Source organism: Kitasatospora sp. NPDC093102 (assembly GCF_040683915.1).
Taxonomy (GTDB): Bacteria; Actinomycetota; Actinomycetes; order Streptomycetales; family Streptomycetaceae; genus Kitasatospora.
Genome location: NZ_JBFBFA010000085.1, coordinates 1 through 12053, shown reverse-complemented (window position 1 = coordinate 12053; position 12053 = coordinate 1). Strand labels below are relative to the sequence as shown.

13 protein-coding genes and 2 pseudogenes are annotated in these 12053 nt (G+C 73.3%); 7 read left to right on the top strand and 8 right to left on the bottom strand.

Features of this window, described 5'->3' with window-relative positions; all coding sequences use genetic code 11:
- Positions 1 to 95: 95 nt before the first annotated feature.
- Both AB0O11_RS38125 and cynR read right to left on the bottom strand, forming a co-directional pair.
- A pseudogene (locus AB0O11_RS38125) lies at positions 96 to 845 on the bottom strand (IS30 family transposase); the annotation flags it as partial.
- A gap of 549 nt (positions 846 to 1394) precedes the next feature.
- Positions 1395 to 2306, bottom strand: a complete 912-nt coding sequence (cynR, locus tag AB0O11_RS38120; RefSeq protein WP_363396852.1) for a transcriptional regulator CynR — start codon at positions 2304 to 2306, stop codon at positions 1395 to 1397.
- A 125-nt stretch (positions 2307 to 2431) separates the two neighbouring features.
- Between cynR and AB0O11_RS38115 the strand changes: the two genes are divergently transcribed.
- From AB0O11_RS38115 to AB0O11_RS38100, 4 genes are all read left to right on the top strand, one after another.
- Positions 2432 to 3010, top strand: a complete 579-nt coding sequence (locus tag AB0O11_RS38115; protein ID WP_363396849.1) for a carbonic anhydrase — start codon at positions 2432 to 2434, stop codon at positions 3008 to 3010.
- A gap of 95 nt (positions 3011 to 3105) precedes the next feature.
- The gene (gene cynS, locus AB0O11_RS38110) at positions 3106 to 3576 is read left to right on the top strand and encodes a cyanase (protein WP_363396846.1); all 471 of its coding nucleotides are present in this window, start codon (positions 3106 to 3108) and stop codon (positions 3574 to 3576) included.
- Positions 3577 to 3663: 87 nt separating this feature from the next.
- On the top strand, positions 3664 to 4164 hold the full coding sequence (locus AB0O11_RS38105) for a nucleoside deaminase (protein ID WP_363396843.1): 501 nt from the start codon (positions 3664 to 3666) through the stop codon (positions 4162 to 4164).
- Complete coding sequence (locus AB0O11_RS38100) at positions 4161 to 4352, top strand: hypothetical protein (RefSeq protein ID WP_363396840.1); 192 nt, start codon at positions 4161 to 4163, stop codon at positions 4350 to 4352. The genes AB0O11_RS38105 and AB0O11_RS38100 overlap by 4 nt, the downstream gene beginning before the upstream one ends.
- A 77-nt stretch (positions 4353 to 4429) precedes the next feature.
- On the opposite strand, the gene AB0O11_RS38095 is transcribed toward AB0O11_RS38100, so the two are convergent.
- Positions 4430 to 5293 (bottom strand): serine hydrolase, encoded by an 864-nt coding sequence (locus AB0O11_RS38095; RefSeq protein WP_363396855.1) that lies wholly within the window; start codon positions 5291 to 5293, stop codon positions 4430 to 4432.
- A 71-nt stretch (positions 5294 to 5364) separates the two neighbouring features.
- A complete protein-coding gene (locus AB0O11_RS38090) occupies positions 5365 to 6312 on the bottom strand; it encodes a LysR substrate-binding domain-containing protein (RefSeq protein WP_363396837.1) in 948 nt (315 codons plus the stop codon).
- Between the two features lie 129 nt (positions 6313 to 6441).
- Between AB0O11_RS38090 and bla the strand changes: the two genes are divergently transcribed.
- Positions 6442 to 7371, top strand: coding sequence for a class A beta-lactamase (gene bla, locus AB0O11_RS38085; RefSeq protein WP_363396834.1), 930 nt, complete (start codon positions 6442 to 6444; stop codon positions 7369 to 7371).
- A 137-nt stretch (positions 7372 to 7508) separates the two neighbouring features.
- Here bla and AB0O11_RS38080 read toward each other — a convergent pair whose 3' ends face one another.
- On the bottom strand, positions 7509 to 8291 hold the full coding sequence (locus tag AB0O11_RS38080) for an ABC transporter permease (RefSeq protein WP_363396831.1): 783 nt from the start codon (positions 8289 to 8291) through the stop codon (positions 7509 to 7511).
- Positions 8288 to 9220, bottom strand: coding sequence for an ATP-binding cassette domain-containing protein (locus AB0O11_RS38075; RefSeq protein ID WP_363396828.1), 933 nt, complete (start codon positions 9218 to 9220; stop codon positions 8288 to 8290). The genes AB0O11_RS38080 and AB0O11_RS38075 overlap by 4 nt, the downstream gene beginning before the upstream one ends.
- Before the next feature lie 163 nt (positions 9221 to 9383).
- Between AB0O11_RS38075 and AB0O11_RS38070 the strand changes: the two genes are divergently transcribed.
- On the top strand, positions 9384 to 10583 hold the full coding sequence (locus tag AB0O11_RS38070; protein ID WP_363396825.1) for a histidine kinase: 1200 nt from the start codon (positions 9384 to 9386) through the stop codon (positions 10581 to 10583).
- Positions 10580 to 11272 (top strand): response regulator transcription factor, encoded by a 693-nt coding sequence (locus AB0O11_RS38065; RefSeq protein ID WP_363396822.1) that lies wholly within the window; start codon positions 10580 to 10582, stop codon positions 11270 to 11272. The genes AB0O11_RS38070 and AB0O11_RS38065 overlap by 4 nt, the downstream gene beginning before the upstream one ends.
- 199 nt (positions 11273 to 11471) lie before the next feature.
- Here AB0O11_RS38065 and AB0O11_RS38060 read toward each other — a convergent pair.
- Positions 11472 to 11636: pseudogene (locus AB0O11_RS38060) on the bottom strand (helix-turn-helix domain-containing protein); the annotation flags it as partial.
- On the bottom strand, positions 11635 to 12053 hold a 419-nt coding region (locus AB0O11_RS38055), incomplete at its 5' end, for an RNA-guided endonuclease TnpB family protein (protein ID WP_363396819.1). The pseudogene AB0O11_RS38060 and the gene AB0O11_RS38055, both read right to left, overlap by 2 nt.

Genomic DNA, 12053 nt, shown 5'->3' with positions numbered 1-12053 from the left:
ACGGACACGGACCCGTGACTGCACCTACGGCCCCACCATCAGCCGCCTCTCCAATCGGTCAGTCCACTCAAATTCGTGCGACTTCGTGTCGCACGGTCACCCTCCCAGTGCCCGGGCACCGCGCGGTCCTCGGCCTCGGCCGGGCGCTCGGAGATCATCACCATCTCGTCGACGAACCGCCGCGTGCGCTGCTCCGCACTGCGGTGCGGCTTGCGGCGAGTGCGCCCGGTGCGCAGCGCGAGTGCGACCTCGCGGCGCAGTCCGCCACGGGCCTGGACGTAGACCGCCTGGTAGATCGTCTCCGGACTCACCCGCATGCCCTCGTCGTCGGGGAACTCGATGAGCAGAGCGTGGCAGATCTGCTCGGGCGACCAGCGTTCCCGGAGCCTGCCCGCGACGAAGTCGCGCAGCGCCCCTTCCCGGGCGAGCTTGGAGTCCTTGGGGCGCGACCGGCTCTTCGCCCATGCCCGCTGGGCTTGGTGCGGCCGGTAGACGCCGTCGACCGAACGGGCGTCGATCTCACGCTTGACAGTGGAGGCCGGCCGTCCGAGTGCCCGTCCGATCGCGCGCAACGAGCGGCCCTCACGGCGCATGTCGGCGATCAACTCCCGCTCGGCCACGGTGAGGAACCGGGGGTGCAGCTCGGCCTCGATCGCGCCAACGGACGGCTCCGACGTGGCAGCAACGATGGTGGTCACACCGGTCGTGTAGTCGATCAGGCGGCCGTCTGCGTGCAGGCGCGAGTGGCCGATCTGCCGGATGCCCTGGTCCCAGTCCTCAGCGGTGCGCTCGTGGACGCCGGCCTGCGCGGCGGCGTCGCGGCGCCGGACTCCGGCCGCACGCAGCCGTTCGTACTCCGCCCGTCCCGGATGCCCACCCCTGCCGGGCTTGCCACGGCCACGGACACCGGCCTTTCGAGCCCACGAGGCCGCCGTGTGACGGTTCACCCCGACCGCCCGGGCAGCCCCTGTGACACTGCCGTTCTCCTGGTCCAGCGCCTCGAAGAACCTCTCCTTCAGCACCTCGAAATCCACGATCCCCGCAACTCCCTGAACTCCAGGGCGTTGCGGGGATCGCTAGAACCCACCAGTTCGGACGGGGCATCAAGGTGTTCTCGGTGGCCTTCCACTTCTGGTAGGCATTGGCCGGGTCGTCGGTCTTGGCGGTGACGGCGCCGCCGTCGGCGGCGGGGGCGGTGAGGGTGAGCGGCTGGGTGCAGCCGTCGGCGAGCCGCACGGTGCCGTCGGTGTTCGCGTCGACCTCCGGCGCTGCCAGCTGCGGGTGGTGTCGAGGGTGCCGAGGCCGGCGTTGGCGCCGCGGGGGGCGGTGCACGGGCCGGAGACCTCCAGCGCCGCCAGTTCCCGGCTCCCCCACAAGAACGGTTCGCCCGGCGTTCACTGAGGCGGTGTGTAGCCGCGTGCGTGGACGAGGTCGTGGGCGAGGTGGCTGAAGGCGCCGGTGGCCGCGCTTTCGTAGGCGTCCGTGCGACGCAGGAGGGTGACGGTGCGGGTGGGCAGGGGCGGGTCGAGGGGAACGGGGGCCAGGAGGGGCTGGTCGTCGGTGATGGCGTCGGGCAGGACGGTGGCCAGGTCGGTGCGTTGGACGATCTCGGTGAGGGCCTTGATGGAGTTGGCCTCGACCGTGATGCGCGGGGCGGTCCGGTACCGGGTGAAGTATTCGTCGATGTGGCCTCGGGTGGCGAAGTCGCCGCTGAGCAGGGCGAGTTGCTCGTCGGCGAGGTCCCGCACGGGTAGCGGGCCGACGCGGCCGGCGGCGGGGTGGTGGGCGCCGGTGACGAGGGTGAGGGTCTCGGTGAACAGGGCGGTGGCGGTGATGCCGGGCTGGCGGGGGCCGGCGAAGGCGATGCCGAGGTCGAGGTCGTCGGCGAGCAGGGCCGCCTCGATGCGGTCCTGGGTCGTCTCCACCAGGGTGAGGCCGATGCCGGGGTGGCGGGCGTGGAGCTCGGCGGTGAGCGGGCCGACCAGGTAGGCGGTGAAGGTGGGGGTGACGCCCAGGCGCAGGTGGCCGCGGGAGAGGTCCTGGACGTCATGGACGGCGCGTTCGGCGGCGGCCAGGTCGCGCAGCGCGCGGCGGGCGTGGTCGGTGTAGACCGCGCCGGCGTCGGTGGGCCGCACCGTGCGGCCGGTGCGGTCCAACAACTGCACGCCCACGGTCTTCTCCAGCTGTTTGATCTGCTGGGAGAGCGTGGGCTGGGAGATGTGCAGGTCCTCGGCGGCGCGGGTGAAGTTGCCGTGTTCGGCCACGGCGAGCAGGTAGCGCAGGTGACGGAGTTCGACTTGAGCCATGAACGCCACTATAGACACGACCAATCACACCTATGGTCAGTGACTCTTGGACGCTATGGATGCTGGTCATGCATGGTGGATCTCACCAGCCCACAAGGGCCGATCACCACCGAGAGGAGTGACCAGTGCAGGACCTCACCGAGGGCGTCGCCCGCTTCCAGAGGGACGTCTTCCCGGCCAAGGCGGAGCTCTTCGCCCACCTCGCGACGAACCACACCCCCGACACGCTGTTCATCAGCTGTTCCGACGCTCGCGTCGTCCCCGAGCTGATCACCGGCACCGAGCCCGGTGACCTGTTCGTCATCCGCACCGCCGGCAACCTGGTTCCCGCCCACACCCCCGGAGCGGACGGCGTCGCGGCGAGCATCGAGTACGCCGTCGCCGCCCTGGGCGTGAAGGACATCGTCGTCTGCGGTCACTCCGCGTGCGGCGCGATGACCGCCCTCGCCGAGGGCCACGACCTCAGCCGCGCCCCGGCGGTCGCCGACTGGCTGCGGCACGCGGACGCCTCGGTGGCCCGCACCGCCGCCGGCGACGTTCCGGCCCTGGTACGGCAGAACGTGCTCGCCCAGCTGGCGAACCTGGCCACCCACCCCTCGGTCGCCAAGGCCCTGGCGGAGGGGAGGACCGCCCTGCACGGCTGGGTCTACGACATCCCCACCGGCCGCGTCGAGAACCTGACCGCCCCTGTGCTCGCGGCCTGACCGCCACACTCCACTCCCGCATTCCCCCACGTCGCCCACACCGTCTCCGGGTGGCGTGGGCCCCTCCCCATCCCCGTACAAGGAGCGCATCCGTCATGGTGCAGACCCAGTTCAACCAGAGCGCCCGCGAGGCGCTGGCCGACGCCGCCGTCGACGCGAAGGCCCGCAAGAACCTCTCCTGGAAGCAGATCGCCGAAGCCTCCGGCCTGTCGGTCGCCTTCACCACCGCCGCCGTCCTCGGCCAGCACCCGCTGCCCGAGAAGTCCGCCAACGCCGTCGCCGAGCTGCTCGGCCTCGGTGAGGACGCCGCCCTGCTGCTCCAGACCATCCCGGTCCGCGGCTCGATGCCCAACCGCATCCCGACCGACCCGACCATGTACCGCTTCTACGAGATGCTCCAGGTCTACGGCACCACCCTCAAGGCCCTGGTCCACGAGGAGTTCGGCGACGGCATCATCTCCGCGATCAACTTCAAGCTCGACGTGAAGAAGGTCGCCGACCCCGAGGGCGGCGAGCGCGCCGTCATCACCCTCGACGGCAAGTACCTGCCGACCAAGCCCTTCTGACCCGGCACCGCCCCCATCGGACGCCACCAGGGGCGGGCCGGGAACACCCGGCCCGCCCGTCCCCCTCTCCCACCCCGGAGGCCCCTCATGGACTTCGCCCAGCGCACCATCGACCTCGCCCGCCAAAACGTCGCCGAGGGCGGCCGCCCGTTCGCGACCGTCATCGTCAAGGACGGCGAGATCCTCGCCGAGAGTCCCAACAGGGTCGCCCAGACCAGCGACCCGACCGCGCACGCGGAGATCCTCGCCATCCGCGAGGCCTGTACGAAGCTGGGCACCGAGCACCTGACCGGCACCACCATCTACGTGCTCGCCCACCCCTGCCCGATGTGCCTGGGCTCGCTGTACTACTGCTCCCCGGACGAGGTCGTCTTCCTCACCACCCGCGACGCCTACGAGCCCCACTACGTCGACGACCGCAAGTACTTCGAACTCGACACCTTCTACGGCGAGTTCGCCAAGCCCTGGCAGGAACGCCGACTGCCGATGCGCCACGAGGAGCGCGAGGACGCCGTCGAGGTGTACCGCCTCTGGCAGGAGCGCAACGGCGGCGAGCGCCGCGTCGCGGGCGCCCCCACCGCCGCATGACCCAGGTCATCGAGAAGGTCGCCCGGGTCCACCTCGACGAGGGCCGGCTGCCGGCCGCCCGCACCCCCGGCCGCGACCTCTTCCACCTGCCAGGCGGCAAGCCCGAACCCGGCCTCGGCCTCGGCCAGTTCGCCGTCCCGCGAGTTCCGCGCGCACGGCCGCCATGGCCGGCGCGGTGGCGGCGGTAGCGGCGGTAGCGGCGGGGCCTTGGTGGGCATGCCGGGGGTGGTCGCGGCATCACGGTTTCGCCCCGGCCCGGCCCCCGTCAGCCCGTCCCGCTCGTTGCCGCCCGCGCCCGGAGGGCGTCGACGGCGAGGCGGGCGGTGGTTCCGATGGCGGCGTCGGCGGCGGGCAGGGTGATGGTGGTGGCGGCCGCGCGGGTGAAGACGGCGAGGGCGTAGCGGCCGCCGTCGGGGTATTCGACGACGCCGACCTCGTGGCGCAGCGTGGGAAGGGTGCCGGTCTTGCCGTGGACGCGGACGTCGTCGAAGGGGAAGCCGGAGGCCAGGCGGTGCGGCCAGACCTGGAGGCCGAGGAGGCGTCGCAGGGCGGCGCCGTGGTCGCCGGGGCAGGCGTCGCCGTGCCAGAGGGCGGCGAGCAGGGTGGTCATGTCGCGGGGGGTGCTGTGGTTGGTGAAGGCGGGGTCAAGGACCCTGAGGCGGGCGACGACGGCGGGGTCGACCGGGGAGTCCGGGCCGGTGTCCTCGGCGAGGGCGGCGATGAGATCGCGGAGCTTGTGGACGGCGACGGTGCGGCTCAGGCCGAGGTCGGCCATGGTGCGGTTGACGGTGTCGAGGCCGATCTCGTCCCACAGGGCGTCGGCGGCGGTGTTGTCGCTGACGGCCACGGTGAGGTAGGCGAGGTCGCGAAGGGACAGGCGGGCGGCGTCGAGCATGGCGGCGAGGCCGGTCCCCCCGGGGGTGCGGCCGGCGGCGGGGACGTCGACCTGCCGGGTCAGGTCGATCCGCCCGGCGGCGGCCTCGCGGTACAGCGTCACGAGCAGGCAGACCTTGTGGACGCTGGCGGTGCTGACGGCGGTGTCGGCGCCGAGGCCGATCTCGGCGCCGGTGTCGAGGTCGCGCGCGTGCAGCCAGCCGGTGACGCCCGCGTCGGCGAAGGCCGCGGCGATGCGGGTGCGCGCGGCCCGGTTGTGCGGGGGCCGGTCGGCAGCCGTGCGGTCGGCTCTCGGGCGGTCGCTGGTCACAGCGGGAACTCCATTGCGGGCCGGGGGTAGAGCGGGCGGTTGGGCGGCTGGGGCAGCAGGCCGCCCGGTCCGGTCAGCGCCTCGTGGGCGGCCTGCGCGAACAGCCGGACGGCGGGCCGGCCCCGCCCGGCCGGCCAGGCCGTGGAGGTCCGCCAGGCCAGCGGGGTGCCGGTCAGCGGACGCCAGACTGTACCCGGTGGTGGCGCGGTGCGCGGCACCAGGGCGACGGCGCTGCCGGTGAGCACGAGCGCGCCCGCGACGTCCGGTCCCGGCGGGTCGACGACGGCCTCGGGGGTGCAGCCGTGCCTGGTCAGCGCGGTGAGCACCTCGTCGTACAGGGCCGGGGCCGTGGCGCGTGGGAAGAGGACCAGGCGCAGACCGATCAGTTCGGCCACCGCGAGCTGCGGGCGGTCGGCGTACGGACTGCGGGCGGCGAGCAGGACGCCGAGCGGCTGGTGCAGGACGGGGCCGAAGGCCAGTCCGTCGGCCGGGCAGGGGTGGCGGACGACGGCGACGTCGACGGTGTGCTGGGCGAGCTCGCGCACCACGGCCGCGACCGGCAGTTCCCGCAGTTCGAGCCGGGTGCCTGGGGAGGCGGTCTCGAAGCCGGTGAGCAGCGCGGCCAGGGTGGCCGGCCCGAGTTCGGGCGGGACGGCCGCGCGCAGGGTGCCGGCCCGTCCGCTGCGCAGGTCGGCGGCGGTGGCGAGGAGGCGGGCGGCGCTGTCCAGCGTTTCCTCGGCCTCGGCGAGCAGCAGCCGGCCCGCCGGGGTGAGGTCGACACCGCGCGGGCCGCGGTCGAACAGGGTCACGCCGAGTTCGCGTTCGAGGCGCTGGATCCGCTGGGAGAGCGAGGGCTGGGCGATCCGCAGGCGCTCGGCGGCGCGGCCGAAGTGCCGTTCCTCGGCGACGGCGCGGAAGTGGCGGAGGTGCCCCAGCAGGTCCATGGGCAGCAATCATAGGTGTTTTCTTATCGCCCACTTCACGATTGCACTCTTGGACTGGGGAGTCGGCGGCCTGTTTAGCTGAGCGCGACGGCACGGCCGCGACGGCACGAACCACCTGGGAGACCACCGATGACGCCCGACCTTCACCGCCCCCGCACCGCGCTGCCCGCCGTGGCCCTGCTCGTGGCCGCACTGATCGGCGGGTGCGGCCGGGCGAGCAGCGTCTCGACGGCACCGGCACCCGGCGCGACGGCGACGCGGGCGCCCGCGACCGACTCGGCGGACGCCTCCTTCGCGGCGCTTGAGCAACAGTTCGGCGCCCGGCTCGGCGTGTTCGCGGTGGACACCGGCAACGGCCGGGAGGTCACCCACCGGGCCGACGAGCGGTTCGCGTTCGCGTCCACGATCAAGTCGCTCGCCGCCGGGGCCCTGCTGCGGAAGGCGTCCGACGCGGACCTGGACAAGGTCGTCTCCTACCGCCAGGAGGACGTGCTGACGTGGGCACCGATCACCTCGCAGCACGTGGCCACCGGCATGAAGCTGCGGGACCTGGCCGCCGCCTCCATCCAGTACAGCGACAACACCGCGGCCAACCTCGTCACCGCCGAACTCGGCGGCCCGGCGGCCGTCCAGCAGTCCCTGCGCGACCTGGGCGACTCCACCACCAGCGTCGACCGCACCGAACCCACCCTCAACGAGGCGACCCCGGGCGACACCCGCGACACCAGCACGCCGCGCGTCCTCGCCACCGACCTGCGCCGCTACGTCCTCGGCGACACCCTCGCGGAGGACCGACGCGGGCTGCTGACGGACTGGCTGGTCGGCAACACGACCGGCGGCCCGTACGTCCGCGCGGGGGTGCCCGCCGACTGGAAGATCGGCGACAAGACCGGCAACGCGGGCTACGGGACCCGCAACGACGTCGCCGTGGCGTGGCCGTCGGGCGGGCGCAGCCCGATCGTGGTCGTCGTCCTGTCCGACCGCGGCAGGGCGGGCGCCGCCTCCGACGACGCCCTGATCGCCGAGGCGACGAAGACCGTCGTCAGCACCCTCGGCTGACCCTCCCCGACCGGCCAGGAGCCCGACCGCGATGATCCGCCCCACCCGCCGGACCGCCACGGACGCCGACTTCGCCCGGCGCCGTCCCGCCCGGCTCGCCGTCCTCATGCGGGCCCCGGTGACCGAGAAGACGGGTGTCAGGCGTCCCGGCGGGTCAGGCTGAGGGCGGCCAGGGTGAAGGCGACGGCGAGGTAGCCGGCCAGAGCGGCGAAGCAGCCGGCCGGGCCGAGGCGGTCGGCGCCTGCTGAGGCGACCGTGGTGCCGAGGCCTTCGAAGACACTCTGCAGTCCGAACCGGGACACCTCGTCGCCGAGCGGTGCCAGCAGCACCGGGGAGAGGAAGAAGAGGCCGAACAGGGCAGCGACCGCGCCCGCTGTGTGGCGCAGGAGGAAACCAAGCGCGAGGCCGAGCAGGGCGAAGACGGACAGGAAGACGCCGCAGCCGACGACGGCGCGGGTCACGCCCGGGGCGCCGAGCGAGACCGCGAGGTGCTTGGCGGCCAGGGCGCGCTGGCCGAGCAGGAAGGTCAGGAAGGCCAGCAGCTGTCCGAGCAGGGCCGACACGCCGCCGACCACCAGGGCTTTGGCGGCGAGCAGCTGGCCGCGCCGGGGCACGGCCACGAGGGTGGTGCGGATCTGGCCCGTGGTGTACTCGCTGGAGGCGGCCAGGGTTCCCAGGGTGCCGATGGCCAGGACGGCGACGTAGAAGCCGCCGGAGAAGCCGTAACGGACGGGGTCGAAGCGCTCGCGTTGCGCGGCATTCCAGGTGTCCCAGTTGCCGGCCGCGCCGGCGTAGTCGATCAGGCCGATGAACAGCGCGGCGGCCAGCGCGACGGCTGCGGCGAGCGGGGTTGCGCGGACGCTGCGCAGCTTGACCCATTCCCCGGCCAGGGCGCCTCGGGTGGTCGGAGCGGTGGTCATGCGGTCCTCTTTCCGGGAGAAGTGGAGGTGGCGCGGCAGTCGACCGTGCCGCCGGTGGCGTCCATGAACGCCTGTTCCAACGAGGCGTGCCGGACGGTGAGTTCGTGAACGCGGATGCCGTGGTCGGCGGCCAGTTCGCCGATGACGGCCGGCTCCAGGCCGACGACGGCCAGCGCTCCTGCGGGTTCCTCGCCGACGAAGGAGGCCCCGGCCGCGCGCAGCAGCCGGGCCAGCTCTGCCGGACGGGCGCAGCGCACCAGGACGTCGGTGCGGGCGTTCTCGGCGAGGAAGTCGGCGGTCGGGCAGTCGGCGACGAGTCGTCCGCGACCGATGATCACCAGGTGGTCGGCGGTGAGGGCCGTTTCGCTCATCAGGTGTGAGGAGAGCAGGACGGTTCGTCCTTCGGCGGCGAGGTCGCGCAGGAGGGTGCGGATCCACTGGACGCCTTGCGGGTCCAGGCCGTTGACGGGTTCGTCGAGCAGGAGGACGGCCGGGTCGCCGAGGAGGGCGGCGGCGATGCCCAGGCGCTGTTTCATGCCGAGCGAGAAGCGCCCGGCCCGGCGGCGGGCCGCCGTCGCCAGACCGGTGAGTTCCAGCACCTCGCGGACCCGGCGGGGGCCGATGCCGTTGGTGACGGCGAGGCCGAGCAGGTGGTGGTGGGCGGAGCGGGCGGGATGGACGGCCGCCGCGTCCAGCAGCGCGCCGACCTCGCGCAGCGGGTGGCGCAGCGAGGTGTACGGGTGGCCGTTGACGGTGGCCTGTCCTCTGGCCGGGGTGTCCAGGCCCAGGATCATCCGCAGGGTGGTGGACTTGCCCGAGCCGTTCGGCCCGAGGAAGCCGGTGACCTGCCCGGGGTGGACGGTGAACGTGAGTCCGTCCACGGCGAGGGCGCCGCCGTAACGTTTGGTGAGGTCGCGTACCTCGATCATCGTCGTGCCTTTCTCGTGGCGTGCCTCCACGCTCCCGTCCGCACCTGGGTCCGGGCTTCCCACCGTGGGCGGAATCCCGGCACCCGACAGGGGCCGGCCTCTGCCCGTGGTCGTAGGCCTGTGGGGCGATGTCTCGACGGCGGGCCGCCGTTAGCCTGGGGAAATGCCCGACACCCCGCACCCGCCGGTGACCAGAAGGCTGCGCCCGGGTCACTGGGTGGCGGTCGACCTGACGGTCTCACTGGCCCTGACCGTGATCACCTGGCTGCGGGTGCTGGACGCCCACCGGGTGTTCGATCCGCACCACCGGGGCTACGCCGAGCCGACCACGGCCGAGCTGGTGACGGTGCTCGCGTGTGTGGTCGTCGTCGGCGCGGCGGCGGGCTTGCGGCGGCTCGCGCCGGTGGCCACGGCAGGGGTGGTGTTCGCCGCCTGGGTGGTGGTCGTGGCGGTGGCCGGGCAGTTGACCATCGCCAACCTGGCCGGGTTCCAGGTCGTGCTCGCCGCCGCGATGTCCGTCTACCTGATCGCGGCGCTCGGAGCGCCGCGGGCCGGCGCGGCCGCGCTGGCGCTCGGGCTGCTGGGCGCCGGGCTGAGCGAGTTCGGCTCGCGGGAGCTGTGGAACAACCTGGTCTTCGCCGCGCTGGCGATCGTCACCGCCTGGGCGCTGGGCAGCGCGGCGGCCCGCTACCGCGCGTACGGCGTGGAGGTGCGCCGCCACCAGGTGGGCCTGGCCAAGACCGAGCTCGCCGAGGAGCGGATCCGGCTGGCCCGGGAGCTGCACGACGTGATCGCGCACAGCATGAGCGTGGTCAACGTCCAGGCGGGCTACGGCCGCTTCGTGATCGGGCAGGACCGGGCGAAGGCCGAGCAGGCGCTGGCCACGATCGAGACGGTGAGCCGGGACGCGATGGTGGAGATGCGCGGTCTGCTCACCGTCCTGCGTGGAACGGTGACCGGGGAGCTGGCGCCCGCGCCCCGGCTGGCCGATCTGGAACGGCTGGTGGCGAGCAGTGCGGAGGCCGGGGTGCGGGTCGGGCTGCGGGTGGGCGGCCGGGTGCGGCCGCTGCCGGACGGCGTCGAGCTGTCGGCGTTCCGGATCGTCCAGGAGGCGCTGACCAACGTGGTCAAACACGCGCACACCGACTCGGCCCGGGTGGACGTGGCGTACGAGGAGGAACAGCTGGTGCTGGAGGTGACCGACGCCGGGCGCGGCACGTCGGTTGGGACCGGTGGCGGGCACGGCCTGGCGGGAATGGCCGAGCGGGTCGGGCTCTACCGGGGCCGGCTGGAGGCCGGAGCGCTGCCGGGCGGGGGCTTCCGGGTCCGGGCCGTGCTGCCACTGGCAGGGGCAGCGTCATGACGGCGCCCGAGCAGCCCTGTGCCCCGCCGATCCGGGTCGTGGTCGCCGACGACCAGGCACTCGTCCGAGCCGGACTGGCCGGGATCGTCGCCGCGGCCGACGGCTTCACGGTGGTCGGCGAGGCCGCCGACGGCGCCCAGGCCGTCCGACTGGCCCGCGCCCGGCACCCGGACGTCGTGCTGATGGACATCCGGATGCCGGGCACCGACGGCCTGGCGGCCACCCGGCAGATCACCGCCGAGAGCAACGTACGGATCCTCGTCCTGACCACCTTCGACCTCGACGAATACATCTACGGGGCGCTGCGCGCCGGTGCCTCCGGCTTCCTGCTGAAGTCCACCCCGCCCGAGGACCTGCTGGCCGCGATCCGGGTGGTCGCCGCCGGGGAGGCCCTGCTCGCCCCGAGCGTCACCCGCCGGCTGATCCGCGCCTTCGCCGCCCGGCCCACGGAACCGGCGGCCGCGCCCGAGGGCGGCGAGCGGCAGCGGGTCCTGCGCGCCGTCACCGGGCGGGAACTGGAGGTCCTGACGCTGATCGGCCGCGGGCTCACCAACACCGAGATCGCCGAGCAGCTGGGCGTCAGCACCGGCACGGTCAAGACCCACGTCGGCCACCTGCTCACCAAACTCGCCGCCCGTGACCGTGTCCAACTGGTGATCACCGCCTACCGGGCCGCCCTCGTCGAATGACGCCTGCCTCACGCACCGGACCGCACCGGTTGCGCAGACCGACCGGCCATCGCGCATCGAGACCGGCGGCGAGGGAGCGGCACTCGCTACGGGCCGTCGGGCCCGGACCAGTTGTGCGTCCGTGAATCCGCGGAGGCGGGCGAGCGTCCGGCAGTCGATGGCCGGTTGCCGGTCACGCGGTCGGGTGGGGACCGCGGCCTCACTCCCGGAAGGAGCGGCGGTAGGCATCCGGCGGCACGCCGATCGTGCGGTGGAAGTGGCGGCGCAGTGCCGTCGCCGTGCCCATGCCCGCGGCCGAGGCGATGGTGTCGACGCTGTCGTCCGTGGTCAGTGCAACTACCGCTCTTGACATCCTCACCCGCCTAAAGGCGAGTGATTCCCGCCTGTCGCACCGTTGCCCGGTACGGCTTCGGGTGGGTTCCTGCTTCACCGCGCTGCGCCGGCACGAGTACCGGTCTCACCTGCGCTCCACAGGCTGATACCGCCAGTCCGGCGGCCTTGGCGACGTTGACCGCCGCGTTGACATCCCGGTCCAGGACAGTCCCGCACGCCCCACAGGTCCACTCCCGGACATTGAGGGGCTTGGGGCCGTCCTTGACGCCACAGGTCGAGCACACCTGCGAGGTCGGCTCGAAGCGGCGTATCCGGTGGAAGGCACGCCCGTAACGGGCGGCCTTGTACTCCAACATGGTCACGAACTGCGACCACCCGGCGTCGTGCACGGACTTGGCCAGGCGCGTGCGGGCGAGTCCCTTCACCGCCAGGTCCTCCACAGCGACCG